Origin of the sequence: Amycolatopsis sp. cmx-4-54, assembly GCF_046548895.1 — a bacterium.
In the GTDB taxonomy this organism is placed as follows: domain Bacteria; phylum Actinomycetota; class Actinomycetes; order Mycobacteriales; family Pseudonocardiaceae; genus Amycolatopsis.
The window spans coordinates 422,164-441,853 of sequence record NZ_JAEBEJ010000002.1; the positions used below are offsets into that span (position 1 = coordinate 422,164).

Sequence of the window (19,690 nt, forward strand, 5' to 3'; positions counted from 1 at the left end):
GGTCAGTACGGGGATGACCCCAGAAGGCGAGCCTGAAGCCTCGTGAGTGGCCGGAGCGCGAGGAAGATCGGAACGGCCATCCCCGCGGCGATGAGGAAGTGCACGATCCACGCGCCCACCAGCGTCGGCCCACCCCACGTGCCCTCGGGGTCGCTCCCGGCCCAGAAGAGCCCGTAGGTCGCGATGCGCACGACGAGATAGAAGAGCAGCAACGCGAGCAGGAACGCGACCGCACTCGGACCGAAGGCCGCCACGAACCGCGGCCGAGCCCCGCCCTCCTGCCCGACCCAGCGCCGCGCGAGCCCGCGCTGGACCTTCGCGCCACCGAGGTACCCCGGCAGCACGAGAAGCGCGTAGACCGCGCGTTTCCAGTCCGAAATCGTCATATCCGACACGCTAGGGTGCCCTGACCTGCGGAAACATGGGGTAAGCCGTCGGATCGGGTAGGGAAAACCGGAGGTCGCTGTGGTGATCCACACGACCGGGCTGCGGATGTGCGCCAAACGTTCCCCGATGTCAGACGGGTATGCCACACTCGGTCGCCGAACGGCTACGACGTGAACAGGGGAGGTTCGCGTGTCGAACCCTGAGCAGCTCTTCGCTGATTTCGAGGCCAAACTGGCCGACGCCCAGCGGAAGGCGAATCAGATGCGCACCGAGATCGAAAGCGTCTCGGTGTCCGAACGCAGCAAGGACGGCCAGATCTCGGTCAAGGTCAACCACGCGGGGAACCTCGTCGGCCTGGAGATCGGCCCGTCCGTGCGGGACAACCCCGCGCTCGCGCAGGAGATCCTCCGCGTTGTCCAGAGCGCGCAGAGCAAACTCGCGGGCGCGATGCAGACCGGCGTGCCGTCCATCGCGGGCACCGAGACCATGAACGAACTGGTCAACCAGCTGCACAACGAATACCCGGAACCCGAACCGACCGGCTTTGTCGAGGGCGGCCACCAGGAGACGGACGAGGACGACCGCTTCGTCGCCGAAGACGAACTCGACGCTCCTCCGCCCCCTCCCGCTCCGAAGCCGCCCGCCCCTCCGGCTCCACCCGCGCCAGCGCGTGCCGCGCGCAGGCAGCAGACGGACCACGAGGACGACTACTTCACCGGCGGCGACTTCCTGCGCTGAGCGGGTTCTTGAGGGAGGGAAATCATGGGGCAGCCACAAGGTAAGCAGGGCTTCAATGTCGATCCGGTCCGGATCGACGAGCACGCCAAGCAGGTCGAGAAAACTCTGGAGCTGCTTCAGACCGCATTGAGCGCTGACCAGACGAGCCGGATCAAGTCCGAGGACTTCGGCCTGATCGGCGACCTCGTCCAGCTCGACGCATGGTGCAACACCGCCGCGGACAAGGCAGTCGAAGCTCTCAAGGCCGCTGTCGCTGCCGGAAATCACCACGTGGACACGGTCCGAGCATGGGCTCAGGCGCGCCGGGTCAACGATGAATCCGCCCAGGATCTGGTCAACCGTGCGGGACAGGTGAAGCATGGCTGAGCCGGGTTCGAACCAGATCATCCAGGACGCGACGAAGGAAACGGACTCGGAGAAGTACGTCGTCGACAGCGCCCTGGAAGGTGCGGGCGCGATTCAGGACACCATCGGCGGCATCGAGAAGCTCGTCCACGGTGACTGGACGGAAGGCCTGCTCAGTCTGGGTAGTGCGGGCGTCGACATCGGCATGATCGCCGCCGGCGGCAACCCGTTCGAGTCTCTTCTGAGCTGGGGATTCGGGTGGGTCATCGAACATGTCGACTTTCTGAAGGAACCGCTCGACTACGTCACCGGTGATCAGGACGCGCTGGATCTCGAAGCGCAGAAGTGGACCACCATCAGCAAAGACGTCCAGAAGATGGCGGAGGAACTCACGGACGAGGTCCGCAAGAACACCATGGACTGGACCGGGCAGGTGGCAGACCGGTACCGCGAGTACGTCCAGGAGCAGCTGGACACCTATCGTGCGCTTTCCGACGCCGCGAGCAACGCGGGCGCCGTCGTGGAGATCTGCAAGACGATCCTCGACGTCGTCCGCACACTCATCCGGGACCTCATCACCGATACCCTCGCCAAGATCATTTTCATTCTGCTCAGGTACCCGCCGCCCGGTTATCCCGGAGCACTTGCCGGTGAAGGCGTTCCGTTCGCCGTGAAGCAGGCACGGAAGGCGATGGGGCAGGTTCAGCGCCTGATGAAGGCCTTCTCGAATGCCAAGAGCATTCTCAGACTCCTGGGCGAGGCGCTGGAATCCATCGCGAAGGGGTTCGGCAAGTACGCGAAGGGCGTTGGTCAGGGGCTCAGCCACATGGCCAAGGAGGTCGTCCCGGATCTCGGTGGCGCGGCGATCAAGGAAGCCGTGAAAGGCGTTCTCGACGTCGGTGTCGGCAGTGACAACAACCAGAGCGACCTGGATAAACAGCGCGACAAGACGAACACCACCATCGAGCCCAAGGACAGTGGAGTGGTCGGCAGCGGTGGCGGAAGGACGGCTGCTTCGCCGGTTCGCAAGGACGGCGTCGAGCCGGTATTCGACCAGCCTGGTGAGCAGCGCATCTCCGGTTCGTTGTAATGAGGAAGGGAAGCCGGACAGAGGCGATCGGCGCGGGTGCGCTCGCCGCGGCGGTGGCGACCGCACTGGTAATCGGGCCTTTGCTCTTCTTCGTCTGCCTGACGATGTTCCGCTTGGCGGGTACGCCGGAGAACAACACCGGACCGACGGTGGTCGACAACGCTTCGGCAGTGATCAAGATCTGCGATCGCCGAGGTCCCGTTTCCTCTGAAGGCTTCGGCTACTTCTGGGAGTGTGATGCCGAGGTCACGGTGAACGGCCACTCGATCGGCGTCGTCAAGTTCGACCCCGACGAACTGACACCGGCCGATGGGACGAATGTGGTCGGCGTTCAGCGAAATGGTGACCACTGGCACCGCGACGTCGCACATCCCTATCGCCTGCTGCATGTGGCCGGACTGGTGATCCTGGTGGTCGACTTCCTCGCGGTACTGGCTGCCTTGATTCCACTGCTCGTCTCCGTCTTGTGGGTGTTCGCCCGGCTCCTGCGTCGAAAAGCACCCGAAACCGTTGCCTCGCGGGAGGAGGAGCAGCAGGTCAGCATCCGACTCAAGGCTCCTCCGAAGCCGAAGCGCCGCTCTCCCACCGGAGCCACCGTGCTGGGCTTCAGCGGCCTTTTCTCACTGTTGATCGGCGTGTGGATGTTCTACGTCCACGGCCGCCTGAGCGGCGATCTTTGGGGATTCGCCGCGGGCCTGTCGATCGTGCTGCTCGGAATCGGCTTTACCGCCGCTGCGGCTTGGTGGGCTTTCGCGCCGGACAAACCCGGCGATGTACAGACGATCGAACTCGCGGAAGCGGGGATCAGGCAGCAGGACGATTCGTCGGAAGCATTGGTGTTGCCGTGGGAGGACCTGCGTTCTGTCGTGTTCGACGAACGCGCACGTCCAGGACGGATCAGCGTCCACCTGGCCTTGGCCGACGAGGCGTCGAGGGAGAAGCTTCTCGACGAGTACAGACGGCCCTCGAAACATGGTGTCCTCCTGACTCCTGAAATCGCGAGGGAAGAGGCGGAGTCGGCGTCGGAAGCGATCGAAGGTTTCCGCCCTGGCTTGGTGCATTGGCGCTCGCGCGAACTTTCGCGCAGTGGTTTCGGGCCCGGCAGAAGTTCCGGGTCGCGTCTGGTGCGATGGAAGGACGGGGTATCCGCCACACAGAGGGTGGATACCGAAACCTTGCGAGCGGACGAGCCGGTCAGGATCCGGTCAGGCCGGATGCCAGGAGCGAGAATTCTTGGTTTCGCCGGGCTCTACGCGCTGATCGTCTTGCTGTTCGTCCTTCGGCAATCCGCTGATGCCGTGCCCCTCTGGGTGTCGCCTGTAGTCGTTCTCGCGACGGTGGCCTGGGGGGTCGTTCTCCACAAGACTCGATTCCGGGGAACGCCCGGTTTTCTCGAGGTGGACGAAGATTCTCTGACTTGGTTCGAGCGCGACACGCCTCCAAGACATGTCGTACCGCGTGAGATTCCACCGGTCGATGTGCTGCTTTCGAACCTCCAGCACATCCGGTTCGAGCGCGTTCCATCGGAGCGCTGCCGGAGGTACGTCAGGGTTTCGGTAAGGACCGATGGTGTCCGGTCGGTTCTCGCGGAGAAGATCACGACAGCCGCCGCAGCGCGGCTGAATGAGACGCTGAAAGCAAGATCCGCCTTCGCGGGCGATGTGTTGCTCGATTAACCAGGGCGAACGCCGGTCTGAAGCCGGGGCGCCGCCGGCGCCGATCACTCGGGGGGCTACGTGATCGACGCCGGCGACCCGATGCCCTCTTCCCGGCACCGGCCGGGATCGGGGCAACGTCACCGCTTGGAAGCGGCAACGCATCTCAAGAGCGGGCGTGATCGCCGAAGTGACGCCCGGGGGAAGGTTATCCCCCGAAAGAGTGACGGCGTTCCGCTGCTCGCCTGATTGTCGCACTACGCGCCGAGAAAGTTACAAAGTTCTTCACATCTTCGCCGGGAGAAGGGTCATGACCGGACAACTGCTGGTCATGGCATCGTTTCCTCCATGACTTCTCAGGTGCTGGTCATCGGGTCCGCCAATGCCGATCTCGTCGTCCCGGTCGACCGCCGGCCAGGTGGTGGCGAAACCGTACTGGGTGGCGACACGGTCTTGTCGCCGGGTGGCAAGGGCGCCAACACCGCGGTCGCCGCGGCCAGGCTCGGCGCCGACGTCGCGTTGCTCGGGGCGGTCGGCGACGATCCGTACGGCGAGCTGCTCAAGCGGTCGCTGGCCGAGTCCGGGGTGAACACGGACTCGCTGCGCACGAGCGAGCGTCCGACGGGGATCGCGTACATCACGGTCACGCCCGACGGCGAGAACTCGATCCTCGTTTCACCCGGCGCCAACTCTGCCCTGCGGCCCGAGGATGTCGACCTCGACGGTGCCGAGGTCGTGGTGTTGTCGCTGGAGATCCCGCTCGAAACCGTCGAGCACGCCGTCGCGAAAGCCGTCGAAAGCGGCGTGAAAACGCTGCTGAACCTGTCGCCGGCGGCCGAGCTTTCGGCGAAGACCCTGAAGGGCCTCGACGTGCTGTTGGTCAACGAGCACGAGGCGGCCTTCCTGCTCGGTGGCGAGGCGGACTTCCCCAAGCTGCTCGAACTCGGTCCGAAGGCCGCGGTCGTGACGCTCGGCGCGAAGGGCGCGGCGGTGGTGACCGCGGAAGGGGTGACGGAGGTGCCGTCGCCGAAGGTCGAGGCCGTCGACACGACGGGTGCCGGTGACGCTTTCGCCGGGGCGCTCGCCACCTCGCTCGCGAAAGGCGACGGGCTGGCCGACGCTGCGCGCAAGGCGGTGAAGGTGGCGGCGATCACCGTGACCCGCCAGGGTGCTCAGCCCTCGTATCCGACGGCGTCCGAACTGGAATGATGTCCTCTTCTGTGTTCTGCTGGTGGCTATGAGCCAGGTCACGACGCCTATGAGATATGGTCTAGACCATGCCGTCTGAGTCACTGTCCGGGGTCGCCGTCAGTCCCGGCCGCGCGAGCGGTCCTGTCGTCCGGGTCGCCGAGCCGCTCGGTGAACCGGCGAGCACGCCGGCACCGGCCGATCCCGCCGCCGAGGCCGGCCGGATCGCCCCGGCCGCGCAGATCGTGGCGGGCAGGCTCGAAAAGCTCGCCGAGACGGCGACTGGTGAGGCCGCGACGATCCTCATCACCACCGCGGCGATGGCGGCCGACCCGGCGCTCGTCTCCTCCGCGGAGCAACTGGTCAAGGACAAGGCTCTGCCCGCGCCGCGTGCGGTGCACCAGGCCGCGGGCAAGTTCGCCGACGCGCTCGCGGCCGCGGGCGGCTACATGGCCGAGCGGGCCCGCGACGTCCTCGACGTGCGCGACCGGCTCATCGCCGAACTGCTCGGCATCGCCCCTCCCGGCGTTCCCGACCTGGACTCGCCCAGCGTGCTCGTCGCCCGCGACCTCGCGCCCGCCGACACCGCGGGCCTCGACCCGGACAAGGTGCTCGCGCTCGTCACCGAAGAGGGCGGCCCCACCAGCCACACCGCGATCCTCGCCCGCGCGCTCGGCATTCCCGCCGTCGTCGCGGTCCGAGGCGTCCTCGCGCTCGACGCGCAAGCGCTTGCGGTGGACGGCGACACCGGCGTCGTCGAGGTCGCGGACCCGACCGCCGAGGTCGTCACGGCCGCCAAGACCGGCGCGATCGAGTGGGACGGCACCGGCGCGACCGCCGACGGTCACCGCGTGAAGGTGCTCGGCAACGTCGGTTCCGCCACCGACGCCCAGGCCACGGCCGAAGCGGGTGCGGAAGGTGTCGGCCTCTTCCGCACCGAGTTCTGCTATCTCGACGCGTCCGCCGAGCCGAGCGTCGAAGAGCAGCGCAAGGCCTACACCGCCGTGCTCACGCCGTTCCGCGGCAAGCCGGTCATTGTCCGCACGCTCGACGCGGGCGCCGACAAGCCTCTCGCGTTCCTGGATCCCGAAGACGAGCCGAACCCGGCGCTCGGCGTACGCGGGCTTCGCGTCGCTTTCGACCGCCCCGAGATCCTCGACCGCCAGCTCGAAGCCATCGCGGGTGCCGCGCAGGACTCCGGCGCCGAGGTTTCGGTGATGGCTCCGATGGTCGCCACCGCCGCCGAGGCCGCCTGGTTCGCCGAGCGCGCCCGCGCCGCCGGAATCGCCCGCGTGGGGGTGATGATCGAGATCCCGGCCGCCGCGCTGACCGCCCGCGAGATCCTCGACGCGGTCGACTTCGTCTCCGTCGGCACCAACGACCTCGCGCAGTACACCTTCGCCGCGGATCGCCAGCTCGGCGCGGTCGCCAAGCTCAACGACCCGTGGCAGCCCGGGCTGCTGCGGCTGCTGAAGGTCATCGGCCAGGCCGCGAAGGACTCCGGCAAGCCCGCCGGTGTCTGCGGTGAGGCAGCCGCCGACCCGAGGCTCGCGCTGGTGCTGGCCGGGCTGGGCTTGACCAGCCTTTCGATGAACGCGCCCGCCGTGCGCGCCGTCGGTGCGAGCTTGGCGGCGACGACGCTGGCCGAATGCGAGGCACTGGCCGACGCGGTCTTGGCCACGTCGGACCCGGTGTCCGCGAGGCAGGCCGCCGCCGAGCGGTAGCAAAGGTCCCCCGCTCCCCGAAAAGGATCAGGGGGCATGTCGAAATCCGGTCCACCGCTTCGACGCCTAGGTGAAAGACACCGAAGCGACGAAAGGACCGGACCATGACGACCACCATGACCCCCACGCGGGCGGGACGCCGGGAATGGGTCGGGCTGGCCGTGCTGGCCCTCCCCACCTTCCTGGTCTCCCTCGACGTCTTCGTGCTGATCCTCGCGCTGCCGAAGCTCAGCCTGAGCCTCGGCGCCGACAGCACTCAGCAGCTGTGGATCATGGACGTCTACGGCTTCATGATCGCCGGGTTCATGGTCACCATGGGCACCCTCGGCGGCCGCATCGGTCGCCGGAAACTGCTGCTCATCGGCGCTACAGCGTTCGGGCTGGCTTCCGTGCTGGCCGCGTTCTCGACCACGGCGCTGATGCTCATCGCCGCCCGCGCGCTGCTCGGGATCGCCGGTGCGACGCTCGCACCGTCGACGCTCGCCCTGATCAGCAACCTGTTCACCGACAGCCGCCAGCGGTCGCTCGCGATCGGCATCTGGGCGGGTTGCTTCACCGTCGGCGCGATCGTCGGACCGATGGTCGGTGGCGTGATGCTGGAGCACTTCTGGTGGGGTTCGGTGTTCCTGCTCGGCGTCCCGGCGATGGTCCTGCTGCTCGTCGTCGGCCCGAAGCTGCTGCCCGAGTACCGCAACGAGAACGCCGGCCGCGTCGACCTGCCGAGTGTCGCGCTTTCGCTGGTCACGATCCTTCCCGTGGTCTACGGCATCAAGGAACTCGCTCGTGACGGCGTCCACGTGATCCCGGTGGCCGCGCTCCTGATCGGTCTCGGCTTCGGCGTGGTGTTCGTGCGGCGCCAGCGAACCCTCCAGGACCCGCTGATCGACCTGACGCTGTTCCGCGCCCGCGCGTTCACGACGGCGATCGGCGGGATGTGCGCGTTCACCATGCTGGGTGGCACGACCATGCTCTTCGTCGCGCAGTTCTTCCAGATCGTGCTGGAGCTTTCGCCGGTCGGCGCCGCGCTGGCGTTGCTGCCGGGCATGCTCGCCTCGACCGTCAGCTTCCTCGGCGCGCCGATCCTGGCCCGCCGCGTCCGCCCCGCGACGCTGATCGCCACCGGCCTGGCGGGCGCGATCGCCGGATTCCTGCTGCTGACGCAGGTCGAGGCGGGCGCCGGTCCGGTGGTGCCGTCGATCGCCTTCGCCATCACCTGCCTGTGCGGCGGTCCGCTGATCACCCTCGGCACGGATCTGGTCGTCGGCTCCGTGCCGCCGGAGAAGGCCGGTTCGGCGGCCTCGCTTTCGCAGACCGGCAACGAGTTCGGCTACGCGCTGGGCATCGCGACCGTCGGGACGTTGGGCAACGCGGTCACCCGGTCACGGCTCGCCGACGCGGTCCCCGCGCACGACGCGTTCGCCAGCGGGATGCACGCGGTGTCCGGGCTGGCGGCGCTGGTGCTGGCCGCGGTGGCGTACTTCGTGCTCCGGCACCTGCGCCACATCTAGCCGAAGAAACCCCGCCGCGGGTACTTGATGATCAGCGACCCCCCGTGCACGCGCCCGGTGATGACGAACCGGGGCGTGCCGGGGCGGCCGTTCGACCGGGTCCGGTCGTCGAGGTTGCCGAACTTGATGTCGGTGATCGAGTTGGTGTCGACGGCGCCGTCCTCGGGAATGGTGATTTCCACCGGACCCCATTTGGCCTGCAGTTCGATGTGCACCACCGGGTACCGGATCTCGGCCTGGGAGAAGTCCAGTTTCGTGGCGCCGTACTTGTTCCGGATCACCATCGACTCGGGGACCAGCCAGTTGCCGTTGCGCTGCAACGCCGAGTACTTGCCGTTGAGCTCCATCACCTGTCCGGAAGACTGCGCGTACGCGTGCTGCCTGGGCGGCGCCCACGGGTTCTGCTGCTGACGCGGCACCATCCCCGCCTCGGGGTGCACCAGGCCGGGCAGATCGGTGAGCACCGCGTTCAGCTCACCGCGGGTCTTCGAGGCGAGGGCGCGGTCGGTCCGCTCGGTGAACTCGTCGAGGTTCAGCATCCCGAGGCCGATCGCCTTCTGGAGCACCTCGACGACGTGTTCGCGCTCCGCGTCGGAGACCCGGATGTCCCGTCCGGTCAACGGCTTGGTCTCGGTCGTCGACTGCTCTTCCTCGCCCATGCCAGGAATGGTAGAACCGATTCTCACGCGCGAGATCGGGGAAATACCCTGAACAGACCCGCATTTCTTCCCGGTGCCGCCCTGGTGGCGGCCGTCCTCCTGCTGGCCGGTTGCAGTTTCGGCGGCGAGGCGAAGCCGCCGACGGGCAATCCGGAGCCGACCACCACGCCACCGTCGAAAATCAACGGCGAGCCGGTGGACTACGCGGGGTTCCGCCTGATCATGACGACGTCGCCGCCGTCGATGCTCGATCCCGCCACCGGTGCCACGACCCCGCTTCCGGGCGCTCCGGCCGGAGACCGGGTCAACGACGTCCTCCGCGTCGGCAAGTTCCCGGTCGTGCTGTCGGCCGCCCGCTGCGGGCCGTCGTGCCTGGAGCCGTCCGAAGTGCTGGTCTACGGCGATCCCAAGAACCAGCCGTGGAAGCTGGGCAAGGCCCGCAGCGTCGCCCCGTCGGCCGACGAGAGCGGTGTCTGGTTGATCCGCGACGAAGGCAACGATCTGTGCCGCCTCCAATTCGTGTCCCTGCTCGGCATGGAGCGCGATCGCGGTCGTCCGGCGAGTTGCACGACAGCCGTGCGCCAAGAGGTACCGAAGGGGCTGTTGATCACGGTGAACAGCGGGACCGCCGGCGCCGAGGACGTGCTGATCGATCCCGCCACCGGTCGCGCCGTGCACCAGTTCCCCCGGGTGCTGGCGATCACCAAGGAGCGGATGCTGCTCGCCGAACTGACCGAGTTCTCCGTGCTCGATCTGCGCAACGACCAACGGACCCGGGTCCAGCGGCCGGTGGCCGACGGCGCGCCCGGCATGGTGGTGCCGAGCCGTGACGGTTACCAGGTCGCCGTGCTGTTCGGCGACCCGGCCTGGGCCGGGACCGCGACACAGACCGCGGACGTCTGGGTGCTCGCCCTCGACACGCTGACCTGGACGCGCGCGCCCGCGATGCCGATCGCGACCGAGCTCAAGCGGGTCGCGATCGAGTGGACCGAGACCGGCGACCTGGTGATCGCGACCGACGTCGTCGCGAACTGGCGCCTCGACCGGCCGAGCTGGACGGTCGTCAAGACGCCCTTGCCCGCCGAGCGGAACCAGCGGGTGGTGGCCGTCGCCCAGGGCTGACCAGTCGGTGCTATTCCACGTCCAGCCCGTGCTCGATGGCGTACCTGGCCAGTTCGACACGGTTGTGCAGCTGGAGTTTCCGCAGTGTCGACTGGACGTGGTTCTCCACGGTCCGGTGTGACAGCACGAGCTTCTCGGCGATCTGCCGCGCCGTCATCCCCTTCGCGACCAGGCGCAGGACGTCGGTCTCGCGTTCGGTCAGCCGCGGCGGCGCGGGCCCGTCGTCCGGCGCGTCGGCCATGCGGCGGTACTCGCCGAGGACGAGCCCGGCGAGTCCGGCGGTGAACACCGGGTCGCCCGCCGCGGTCCGCTTGACCGCGTCCACCAGTTCGCTCGCCGAAGCCGATTTCACCAGATAGCCGGACGCCCCGGCCTTGACCGCCTCGAGGACGTCGCTGTGCTCGCCGCTCGCCGAGAGCACCAGGACCTTGGTCGACGGCAGTTCCGAGGTGATCTCCCGGGTGGCGTCGACGCCGGAGGTCTCGCCGAGGTTGAGGTCCATCAGCACGACGTCGGGCCGGACCGTACGCGCGATCCGCACCGCGGCGGGCGCGTCCGGCGCGGTGGCCCGCACGTCGAAACCGTGCTCGGCCAGGTCGCGTGCGACCCCGTCCCGCCACATCGGATGATCGTCGACCACCATCACCGAGACCTGAGCCTCACCGGTCATCGCTTTCCCCTCGCCGCGACTGGAACCTTGACTTCCCATTCCGTGCCCTGGCCGGGCGCGGTGTCCAGGGCGGCACTTCCGCCCAGATCCCGCACGCGTCCCTTGATGGACTCCGCGATACCTAGATGTCCCTCGGCCGCCGCGCGTTCCAAAACGCCTGGAGCGATTCCCGGACCGTCGTCGCGAACACTGACGACGACCTCGGTGCCGAGGTCTTCCAGCAGCACCCAGGCGTGCGCGTCTTCGCCCGCGTGCTTCTCGACGTTCGACAGTGCCTCGCGCGCCACGGCCACCAGCTCCGCGGTCACGTGCTCGGGCAGCTGGACCTCGCCCGCGGGCGTCGAGACCTGCACCGACGGCGTCGCGAGCAGCTGCAGCGCGGCACGGAGATCGGTGGTCCCGTTCTCGCTCGGATGCGTCGGCTCGGTGGTGACCAGCGCGCGCAGCGCGATCTCCTGCTCACCGGCCAGTTTCGCCAGCTCGGCGGCCTCCCCGCCGAATTCGGCGCCGCGTTTGCGCACCCGCGCGAGCACCTGGAGGACGCTGTCGTGGATCGAGCGGGCGAGCCGCTCGCGTTCGGCCGTCGCGGCTTCCATGCGCAACGCCCTGGTCAGCGCGTCGGCCGACCGGCGGGCCATGGTCGCGGCGAGACCGATCACGAACCCGCTCGCGGTCAGCAGGAAGCCGTCCCGCGCGACGTCGACGTCGAACCGCCAGCGCACCAGCCCGGTGACCACCGAGACCACCAGCCCGGCGAGTACCCCGCCGACCGCGCCGAACCGCGTGCCGGCGGCCGCCGGCGGGACCGCCGCCCACACCGTCGTGATGAGCGGGATGTTGGCGTCGAACTGCGCTGTGGTCAGGATCCACGCCGACGTGAACATGAGGGCGACCGTGAGCGCCAGATCGACGCCCACCAGCCACGGCCAGCGGCTCGACGGCCGCGCGTAGAACACGCTGCTGACGACCGTCCACACCGTCATCAGGCCGAACGACGTCCACGCGAGCCACTTATTCGTGTAGCCGTCGTAATGGACGATGAACGAGCCGAGCGCGAAGAGCAGCGTCGTCACGCGGAGCACGATCACCCCGCGCCACAGCGGAGTGGCCGGGTCCCGCGAGCCGAGCGCCGAGACGGCGCGCCAGAGCGGGGTCTCGGTCATGACTTGGCTTCGGACTCTTCCCCGGAATCGCTCGGTTGTGCCGCCTGATCCCGCAGGACGTCGATTCCGTCCGGATCGGGATCGTGTTCGTGCAGCAGCGACCGGATCCCCGCGTTGAGCACCGCGAGCAGCGGCACCGAAAGCAACGCGCCGGCGATCCCGGCGGTGACCAGACCGGCGGTGATCGCGAGCACCACGGCGAGCGGGTGCAGTTTCACCGCGCGGCCGAGCAGGATCGGCTGCAGCACATGGCTCTCCAGCTGCATGACCCCGATGACGATGGCCAGCACGATCAGCGCGCCGACGATGCCCTTCGTCACCAGCGCGATCAGCACCGCGACCGCGCCCGCGATCACGGCGCCGATGATCGGGATGAAGGCGCCGAGGAACACCAGCGTCGCCAGCGGGATCACCAGCGGCACGCCGACGATCGCCAGCCCGATGCCGATACCGACCGCGTCGACCACGGCCACCGCCGCCGTCGCGCGCACGTAGCTGACCAGCGAGGCGAAGCCGCGCCGCCCGGCGGCGTCGACCCGGTTCCGCACGCGGCCCGGCACCCCGCGGACCAGGAACTTCCAGATCTGGTCGCCGCCGGAGAGGAAGAAGATGAGGATGAACAGCGTCAGGATGAAGCCGGTGACGATCTCGCCGACCGTGCCCGCGGTGGTGAGCGCGGTCGTGGTGATCGACGCCTGGTTGTTCTGCAGGAAGCTGATCGCCTGGTTGATGAACTCCTGGATCTGCTCCTGGCGCAGGTGCAGCGGCCCGTCGATGAGCCAGATCTTGATCTGGTTGAGGCTCTCCGTCAGCTGCTTCTGCAGTTCGGGCAGGCCCGAGGAGAACTGCGCGACGACGAACGTCAGCAGCCCGCCGAGGACGGCGAGGCCGGCGATCAGCACTATCCCGGCCGCGAGCCCGCGAGGGAATCTCAGCGTCATCAGCTTGGAGACCGCCGGCGCGAGCAGCGCCGCGAGCAGCAACGCGATCGACAACGGGATCACGACGACCGACAGATAGCCGATCAGGAACACGATGACGTAGAGCGCGGCGATCACCACGATGAAGCGCCACGACAACGCCGCACCGATCCGCAGGCCGCGGGGCACCAGGTTGGTGACGTCTTCGGTGGATTCGGAGAGGAACGGATTCGCCGGGTCGAATTCCGGCTGTTTGCGCTGTGGCTCGCTCACGCGCTCACCGTATCGGTCCGGGGCGACGTTTCCCGACCATTCCGGTGACGCGCACGGTCGAATTCGCCCGATGCGACGCTTGACACACCGCCTGCGGATCAACTCCGGAATAACCGGGTTCCGCCAGCCCTGATCACTGGTCGTGATTTCGGGCTACACCGTGTGTTCTTCACACGATCGTGCCATCAAGGTGGTTCGAAGTCGCGCAAGCGCTCCGTACTTTGCTTACCTCGGTCCCGCAGGCACCAACCGACGCGACAGGAGACCGAGTGACGAACGCGGCGAAGAACGAGGGGCGGGGCGCGGCGCGCTTCGGCCGTCTCGCTTCGCGTGCGCTGTTCGTGCTCGGCGGCGCCGTCGCCGGTTCCGCCGCCGCGTGGGCCGTTTCCGGCGCTTCCGCTTCGGCCGACGTCGCCCCGGTGGTCTCCGCTCCCGAAACCAGCGTCACCCCGGTCACCGACGCCACCGCGGCGGGCTTGACCGACGCCTCCCACGGCGCGTCGAAGTTCGCCGGCGATGTCGCCGGAGCGATGTGCGGCGACAGCCAGCAGGACGCCACCACGTGGTCGATGCCGGGCGACAAGGGGTCCGTTTCCGCGAAGCGCCACTGCGGCGACATCCGCGCCGATCGGCACGAGGTCTCGACGCGCGTCAGCGCCGCGGTCACCGACTTCACGGACGACTCGGTCGTCACCCCGGTCAAGCGGACCCTCGGCGCGGCCGAGCACATCGTGCGCAAGCCGCAGGACACCCGCCAGGTGCTGGACGAGACGTTCACCCCGTCGCCCGAGGCGCGGGACTTCGGCCGCAAGGTCTGGCAACTGCTCGACTCGCGCGGCCACGGCGACCTCGTTCCCGGCCTCCCGGTCGGCGGAACGCCGGTGAACCCCGATTCCTCGCTGGACACCATCGGCGCCGGTGACCAGGTCACCGACTTCGCGCAGCTGGCGACGACCCAGTTCCCCGCTGCCGTCGAAACCGTCCTCCCGATGCCGGCCCTCGTGCAGCAGCACGGTGCCTTCGATCAGGTCGAGGACACCCCGGCGCGTGACGGTCACCGCGGTGACTTCCCGCGTCCGATCACCCCGGCGCCGCTTCCCGTCGCGCCTTCCATCCCGACTGTCCCCGGCGGCTCCGCCCCCGGTGGTCACCTCGACGGCCTGACCCACGGCGTTCCCGCCTGGGTCGTCGCCGCCGTCGAGCGTTCCCTGACCGGCTACTCGCTGGCAGGCACGCGGTACATGCCGCTCACCCCGGGCTCGCAGCCCGGCGTCACTCCCGACTGAACACCTCCCTCCGCGGGGTAGCCGACGCGCCTCACGCCACCCGATTCCGGGTTCGGCTTCGCGTCCGCTTCTGATCCCCCCGCGAAACGGCGGTGCGCATTCTCGCGCCCGCGATCGCTCCACCCCTCTGGTGCCGCGTTGCGAAGGCACCTCCCTGAACCCGAAAGGGAACCCGAAATGAAGGAGAAAAACCCCATGCAATCCTGGGCAAAGCGCGGACTCCAGACCGCGTTGGTCACGGGTGGGTTGTTGATGCTGGGTACCGGCATCGCCTCGGCTGACGAACAGGTCAACCCCGACACCCCGGCCTCCCCGCTGGACGCGAACCTCACCGTTCCCGTCCAGATCGACAACAACGCCATTGGCACGCCCGCCGGCCAGGCCGATCTCCCCGGCTACGAGGGTGAGGTCTCCACCAAGGCCGTCACCGAGCCCGCCTCGAACGCGCTGGACTCGGCTTCCTCGCCCGGCGGCAGCACCGACGGCATCGGCGGGGGGCTCCCCAGCCTTTCCGGCAAGCACGCCGTCCCGGCGCCGCTGGCGGCCAAGAACTCGAGCCGTCAGATCAGCGGCGGGATGACCGGCGGTGGGTTCACCACCACGGACGACATCCTCAAGGGCAACAAGGTCGTCGGTGACGTCGTCGTCCCGATCCAGATCGTCGACAACGCCATCGGCGTGATCGGCGACGCCGAGGTCGAGGGCGGCTCGCACGACCAGACCTGGGTGCACAACCAGGACGTCGAGACCACCGGTGAGGACTCCAGCCTCGCCGGGAACGTCGTCGCCCTCGACTGGGCGCTGCCCGTGCAGATCGCCGGCAACGCCGGTGGGCTCGCCGGCGGCACCGGCCGCGTGGTCGGCGGTTCCGCCGAGCAGAGCACCACCGAGACCGGCAACATCACCACCGACGGCGAGGGCTCCGCCCTGTCCGGCAACGTGCTGGCCGGCCAGTTCGCCACCCCGGTCCAGGTCACCGGCAACGCCGCGTCCTGGATCATCGGCAACGCCAACAGCTCCGGCTACGAGGCCGAGACCGACGCCACCTCCGGCGGCTGGGTCGAGACCGACGGTGACGAGTCCGCCCTCGGCGGCAACGTCGGCGCGGTGCCGATCGCCCTGCCGGTGAAGTTCAACGACAACGCGGGCGCCGTGCACGGTTCGCTCGCGAACTCGAACAGCAGCTCGTCGGCGGACGCCACCGCCGGTGACACCACCCCGGGCTGGAGCAACGTCCCCAGCTACGTGCAGACCGAGGGCGAGGACTCGTTCCTCGCGGGTAACGCGGTCGTGCCGCAGACCGCGGACGTCGCGAACGTCGGCGGCGTGGCCGGCAGCTGGGTCGGCCTCGCGAACACGGGCACGGACGGCGGCACCAGCCAGTCGAGCGTCGTCGACGCCGGTGGCTTCGTCAGCTCCGAAGGCGAAGGCTCCGCCGGTGGCGGCAACATCGTCGACCCGGCGGTGGCCGCTCCCGCCGAGGTGACCTGCATCGCGGGCACCTACATCGGCAACGCCAACGTCGCCTCGTGCGAGAACACCGTCGACGCGAACGCCGGCAACGGCAGCCACACCACGGGTGACGACTCCACCCTCGCGGGCAACATCGTCAACACCCAGGCCGCGCTGGCTCCCGAGGTGTTCGGCGTCGCCGGCTCGCACATCGGACAGGCGACCGCCGAGGCGTCCGAGACGAAGACCGTGACCGCGGGTGCCTACGACGGCACCACCGGCAACGACTCGTCCGGCTCGGGCAACATCGTCCAGGTCCCGGCCGCCGTTCCGGCCGAGGTCTTCGGTGTCGGTGGCTCGTTCATCGGTCAGAGCACCGCCTCGGCCGAGGAGACCAAGGTCGTTTCCGGTGGCGGCGGCGGGAACACCGCCGACGACAACGGCTTCCTCAGCTCCAACCTGGGCACCGTGCCGGTTTCGCTGCCGGTGCAGGCGTTCGGGATCGGTGGCGCGTTCATCGGCCAGGGCCACGGTGGCGCCGACGGTGACACCACCTCCAACGCGGGTGGCGACGTCCACGCGACCGGTGACGGTGGCGCGGGTTCGGGCAACCTGGTCTACGGCCCGGTTTCGCTGCCGGTCCAGGCGCACAACTTCGCCGGGGTGCTCGGCGGAATCGCCTCGGGCGAGGGCACGAACCTCACCGACTCCAACGCGGGCGGCGACGCCACCGCGAACGGTGAAGAAGGCGCGCTGGCGGGCAACATCGTCCAGACGCCGATCGGCGGAGCCGTCCCGTTCACCGGGCACGGTGTCGCCGCCGCGGGCATCGCCGAGGGCGACAGCGTCAGCGACGTCCTGTCGGAGGCCGGCGGCGACGCCACCACCACGGGTGACGAAGGCGCGGTTTCGGGCAACATCATCGGCGTGCAGGCGCTGCCGATCGTGCCGATCACGCACGACGCGGTCGCGGCCGCCGGTCTCGCCGACGCTGAAGGCGCCAACACCGTCGACGCCCTTTCGGGTGGCGACGTGGAGACCTCGGGTCTCGACGGATCGCTCTCCGGCAACATCCTCGACATCCCGGCCGCGGTCGACCCCGAGGTGTTCGGCAACGCCATCGCGGCGGCGGGTGCGGTGTCCGAGACCGACGCGGACAGCATGATCACCGGCCAGGCCGGTGGCGACAGCATCACCGAAGGCAGCGGAGAGGCCCTCTCGGGCTTCAACTTCCACCACCCGCTGATGTTCGTGATCCCGCTGAACGAGTTCGAGATCCCGGTGCTGGCCATCGCGGACGAGGACTCGACCGACTCCACCGTGATCAACGAGCAGGACTTCACCCGCATCTTCACCGACCCGGTCGGTTCGGAGATGCCGATCGACGCGCTGCCCGCGCTGCCGTTCGGTGCCCTGCCGACCACCCCGGCGATCAGTGGCGCCCGCGCCAACGGTCCCCAGATGGCGACCCTCCCGGTGCAGATGGCCGGCCTGACCGCGCTGAAGCAGCTGCAGAGCATCCCGGCGCAGCTGCCGAAGTCGGACCTGCCCGAGCTGCCCGGCACCCCGGCCCTGCCCGGTGTCCCGGCCCTGCCGAAGACCCCGGGTCTGCCCGGTGACGCCGCTCGTGCGAACGCCCCCAAGCCGGCGCAGCTGCCGACCCTCCCGGCGCTGAACGAGCTGCCCACCGCGGGCACCCTGCCGGTCGCGGGCGAGCTGCCGACCACGGGCGGGCTGCCCACCCTGGGCGAGCTGCCGGTGCAGCTGCCGACTGCGGGCGGGCTGCCCACCCTGGGCGAGCTGCCGGTGCAGCTGCCGACTGCGGGCGGGCTGCCCACCCTGGGCGAGCTGCCGGTGCAGCTCCCGACCACGGGCGGGCTGCCCACCCTGGGCGAGCTGCCGGTGCAGCTCCCGACCACGGGCGGGCTGCCCACCCTGGGCGAGCTGCCGGTGCAGCTGCCCACCGCGGGCGGGCTGCCCACCCTGCGCAAGCTGCCGGTGCAGCTCCCGACCACGGGTGCGCTGCCCACCGCCGGCACCCTGCCGGCCGCGGGCGAACTGCCGGTGCAGCTGCCCACCACGGGCACCCTGCCCGTCGTGAACAGCACCCCGGCGCTGCCGACCGCGCAGGTCCCGGCTCTGGCGGGCGTCGACTCGGCACCGCTGAGCATGTTCCAGCGCTTCATCGGCACCCTGACCGGCAAGAAGTTCCACACCATGTGAACCTGCCGGTCGGCTAGCGCCACTGAATGAACCGAAGCGGGCCCGGAGTCACTGACTCCGGGCCCGCTTTGTGTGCTGTTCAACCCCCAGGGGTGAAGAGCGCGTCTTGAGCGGCGCCCATCGCGGTCAGCACCGCGCCTTCCAGCACCGCGCCTCCGCCGACCGTCCCCGCCCGGACCTCGGTCGGCAGCGGTGAGATCTCCGAGAGCCGACGGCTCACCCTGGCCGCCAGCGCGTCACCGCCCGCCCGGCCGACCTCCCCGCCCAGCACGAGACAACCCGGATCCAGGACCGCGGTGACCGCGGCGGCACCGATCGCGAACCGCTCCGCGACGATCTCCAGAAACTCCTCGGCGTTCGCGTCGATCGCGTATCCGACGGCCGCTTCGGCCGCCGCGGCGTCGTCGGCAGACGAAGCCGGGATGCCGTGCGCGCGGGCGAGTTCGCAGATCGCGGCGCTGCCCGCGAGGGTGTGGAAGCCGCCGTCGCAGTCGGTCGCCGTCGGCAGCCGTCCGGGGCCCAGCAACGGCAGAAACCCGATCTCCCCCGCGCCGCCCGACGCGCCCCGCCGCAGGGAACCGTCGAGGACGACGGCCGCGCCGACGCCGAAACCCAGCCACAGCAACACGAACGTGTCCCGGTCGCGAGCGGCGCCGAGCCGCTGTTCGGCGGCGGCCGCGAGGTTGACCTCGTTCTCCAGCAGCACCGGGACACCGAGCCGTCGCCGGAGTTCGTCGACGAGTTTTCCGTGCCACGCGGGCAATCCACCGGCGTGCCGCAGGCCACCGGTCGCCGGGTCGACCAGACCGGGAGCCCCGACGGCGATCGTGTGCAGCGCGGTCGCGCCCGCCTCGGCGGTGGTGGTCTTCAGCAGCGCGATCGCCCGCTCGACGGCAACGTCGGTATCGACGTCCAGGTCGAACGGCAGCGAGGCCGCCGCACGAGTCCGGCCCAGCAGGTCCGCGACCGAAACGGCCACGCCGTGGGTGCGGACGTCGAGGCCGGCGAGGTACGCGCGTTCGGCGACGATGCCGTACAGCTTCGCGTTCGGGCCGCGGCGTTCCGCGCCCGCCTCGCCGACGATCTCGATCAGCCCGGCGTCCTGGAGGCGTTCGACGAGGTCCGCGACCGTCGGCCGGGAAAGCCCGGTCAACGTCTTGAGCTGGGCGGCCGTCAGTGAGCCTTCGCGGTGAAGCAGGTCGAGAGCGAGGCGGTCGTTGATGGCACGCGCCGTGCTCGGGGAGGCGGACGGCATCCGGATGACACTCACCGGCAGATCCTCCCAGA

16 protein-coding genes are annotated in these 19,690 nt (G+C 69.3%); 10 read left to right on the plus strand and 6 right to left on the minus strand.

Annotated features, from left to right (window positions below):
• Positions 1-2: 2 nt before the first annotated feature.
• Entirely contained in the window at positions 3-386 is a 384-nt protein-coding gene (locus ACLJQ7_RS07210; protein ID WP_410647347.1) for a hypothetical protein, read from the minus strand.
• 190 nt (positions 387-576) lie between these two features.
• Between ACLJQ7_RS07210 and ACLJQ7_RS07215 the strand changes: the two genes are divergently transcribed.
• From ACLJQ7_RS07215 to ACLJQ7_RS07245, 7 genes are all read left to right on the plus strand, one after another.
• The gene (locus tag ACLJQ7_RS07215; RefSeq protein WP_410647348.1) at positions 577-1,125 is read left to right on the plus strand and encodes a YbaB/EbfC family nucleoid-associated protein; all 549 of its coding nucleotides are present in this window, start codon (positions 577-579) and stop codon (positions 1,123-1,125) included.
• A 24-nt stretch (positions 1,126-1,149) separates the two neighbouring features.
• Positions 1,150-1,491 (plus strand): hypothetical protein, encoded by a 342-nt coding sequence (locus ACLJQ7_RS07220; protein WP_410647349.1) that lies wholly within the window; start codon positions 1,150-1,152, stop codon positions 1,489-1,491.
• Entirely contained in the window at positions 1,484-2,560 is a 1,077-nt protein-coding gene (locus ACLJQ7_RS07225) for a WXG100 family type VII secretion target (RefSeq protein WP_410647350.1), read from the plus strand. Before ACLJQ7_RS07220 ends, ACLJQ7_RS07225 begins: the two co-directional genes overlap by 8 nt.
• Positions 2,560-4,236 (plus strand): DUF6346 domain-containing protein, encoded by a 1,677-nt coding sequence (locus tag ACLJQ7_RS07230; RefSeq protein WP_410647351.1) that lies wholly within the window; start codon positions 2,560-2,562, stop codon positions 4,234-4,236. Before ACLJQ7_RS07225 ends, ACLJQ7_RS07230 begins: the two co-directional genes overlap by 1 nt.
• A 327-nt stretch (positions 4,237-4,563) precedes the next feature.
• Positions 4,564-5,424: a ribokinase gene (locus ACLJQ7_RS07235; protein ID WP_410647352.1), complete on the plus strand. Its 861-nt coding sequence runs from the start codon at positions 4,564-4,566 to the stop codon at positions 5,422-5,424.
• Between the two features lie 68 nt (positions 5,425-5,492).
• On the plus strand, positions 5,493-7,127 hold the full coding sequence (gene ptsP / locus ACLJQ7_RS07240; protein WP_410647353.1) for a phosphoenolpyruvate--protein phosphotransferase: 1,635 nt from the start codon (positions 5,493-5,495) through the stop codon (positions 7,125-7,127).
• 104 nt (positions 7,128-7,231) lie between these two features.
• Positions 7,232-8,635, plus strand: a complete 1,404-nt coding sequence (locus ACLJQ7_RS07245) for an MFS transporter (protein WP_410647354.1) — start codon at positions 7,232-7,234, stop codon at positions 8,633-8,635.
• Here the strand turns inward: ACLJQ7_RS07245 and ACLJQ7_RS07250 are convergent.
• Positions 8,632-9,294 carry a DUF1707 domain-containing protein gene (locus ACLJQ7_RS07250; RefSeq protein ID WP_410647355.1) on the minus strand — a complete coding sequence of 221 codons (663 nt, stop codon included), beginning with the start codon at positions 9,292-9,294 and terminating at the stop codon, positions 8,632-8,634. The two genes, ACLJQ7_RS07245 and ACLJQ7_RS07250, sit on opposite strands and share 4 nt — an antisense overlap.
• An 84-nt stretch (positions 9,295-9,378) precedes the next feature.
• On the opposite strand from ACLJQ7_RS07250, the gene ACLJQ7_RS07255 reads away from it, so the two are divergent.
• Positions 9,379-10,416 (plus strand): hypothetical protein, encoded by a 1,038-nt coding sequence (locus ACLJQ7_RS07255; RefSeq protein ID WP_410647356.1) that lies wholly within the window; start codon positions 9,379-9,381, stop codon positions 10,414-10,416.
• Between the two features lie 10 nt (positions 10,417-10,426).
• Here ACLJQ7_RS07255 and ACLJQ7_RS07260 read toward each other — a convergent pair whose 3' ends face one another.
• Genes ACLJQ7_RS07260 through ACLJQ7_RS07270 form a run of 3 tightly spaced genes read right to left on the minus strand, consistent with a single transcriptional unit; the run spans position 10,427 to position 13,442 of the window.
• Complete coding sequence (locus ACLJQ7_RS07260; RefSeq protein WP_410647357.1) at positions 10,427-11,086, minus strand: response regulator; 660 nt, start codon at positions 11,084-11,086, stop codon at positions 10,427-10,429.
• Positions 11,083-12,249: a MacS family sensor histidine kinase gene (gene macS / locus ACLJQ7_RS07265; protein WP_410647358.1), complete on the minus strand. Its 1,167-nt coding sequence runs from the start codon at positions 12,247-12,249 to the stop codon at positions 11,083-11,085. The genes ACLJQ7_RS07260 and macS overlap by 4 nt, the downstream gene beginning before the upstream one ends.
• Complete coding sequence (locus ACLJQ7_RS07270; RefSeq protein WP_410647359.1) at positions 12,246-13,442, minus strand: AI-2E family transporter; 1,197 nt, start codon at positions 13,440-13,442, stop codon at positions 12,246-12,248. Before ACLJQ7_RS07270 ends, macS begins: the two co-directional genes overlap by 4 nt.
• A gap of 269 nt (positions 13,443-13,711) precedes the next feature.
• On the opposite strand from ACLJQ7_RS07270, the gene ACLJQ7_RS07275 reads away from it, so the two are divergent.
• Together ACLJQ7_RS07275 and ACLJQ7_RS07280 are read left to right on the plus strand one after the other, a co-directional pair.
• Positions 13,712-14,728: a hypothetical protein gene (locus tag ACLJQ7_RS07275; RefSeq protein ID WP_410647360.1), complete on the plus strand. Its 1,017-nt coding sequence runs from the start codon at positions 13,712-13,714 to the stop codon at positions 14,726-14,728.
• Between the two features lie 195 nt (positions 14,729-14,923).
• Positions 14,924-18,403, plus strand: coding sequence for a PE-PGRS family protein (locus tag ACLJQ7_RS07280; RefSeq protein ID WP_410647361.1), 3,480 nt, complete (start codon positions 14,924-14,926; stop codon positions 18,401-18,403).
• A 79-nt stretch (positions 18,404-18,482) separates the two neighbouring features.
• Here ACLJQ7_RS07280 and ACLJQ7_RS07285 read toward each other — a convergent pair whose 3' ends face one another.
• Entirely contained in the window at positions 18,483-19,673 is a 1,191-nt protein-coding gene (locus tag ACLJQ7_RS07285) for an ROK family transcriptional regulator (RefSeq protein ID WP_410647362.1), read from the minus strand.
• Positions 19,674-19,690: the final 17 nt, after the last annotated feature.

What these genes read in the sequence shown, in the direction of transcription:
- ACLJQ7_RS07210 (WP_410647347.1), bottom strand. Translation starts at nt 386, where the DNA reads ATGACGATTTCGGACTGGAAACGCGCGGTCTACGCGCTTCTCGTGCTG.
- ACLJQ7_RS07220 (WP_410647349.1), top strand. Translation starts at nt 1,150, where the DNA reads ATGGGGCAGCCACAAGGTAAGCAGGGCTTCAATGTCGATCCGGTCCGG.
- ACLJQ7_RS07225 (WP_410647350.1), top strand. Translation starts at nt 1,484, where the DNA reads ATGGCTGAGCCGGGTTCGAACCAGATCATCCAGGACGCGACGAAGGAA.
- ACLJQ7_RS07230 (WP_410647351.1), top strand. Translation starts at nt 2,560, where the DNA reads ATGAGGAAGGGAAGCCGGACAGAGGCGATCGGCGCGGGTGCGCTCGCC.
- ACLJQ7_RS07235 (WP_410647352.1), top strand. Translation starts at nt 4,564, where the DNA reads ATGACTTCTCAGGTGCTGGTCATCGGGTCCGCCAATGCCGATCTCGTC.
- ptsP (WP_410647353.1), top strand. Translation starts at nt 5,493, where the DNA reads ATGCCGTCTGAGTCACTGTCCGGGGTCGCCGTCAGTCCCGGCCGCGCG.
- ACLJQ7_RS07245 (WP_410647354.1), top strand. Translation starts at nt 7,232, where the DNA reads ATGACGACCACCATGACCCCCACGCGGGCGGGACGCCGGGAATGGGTC.
- ACLJQ7_RS07250 (WP_410647355.1), bottom strand. Translation starts at nt 9,294, where the DNA reads ATGGGCGAGGAAGAGCAGTCGACGACCGAGACCAAGCCGTTGACCGGA.
- ACLJQ7_RS07260 (WP_410647357.1), bottom strand. Translation starts at nt 11,086, where the DNA reads ATGACCGGTGAGGCTCAGGTCTCGGTGATGGTGGTCGACGATCATCCG.
- macS (WP_410647358.1), bottom strand. Translation starts at nt 12,249, where the DNA reads ATGACCGAGACCCCGCTCTGGCGCGCCGTCTCGGCGCTCGGCTCGCGG.
- ACLJQ7_RS07280 (WP_410647361.1), top strand. Translation starts at nt 14,924, where the DNA reads ATGCAATCCTGGGCAAAGCGCGGACTCCAGACCGCGTTGGTCACGGGT.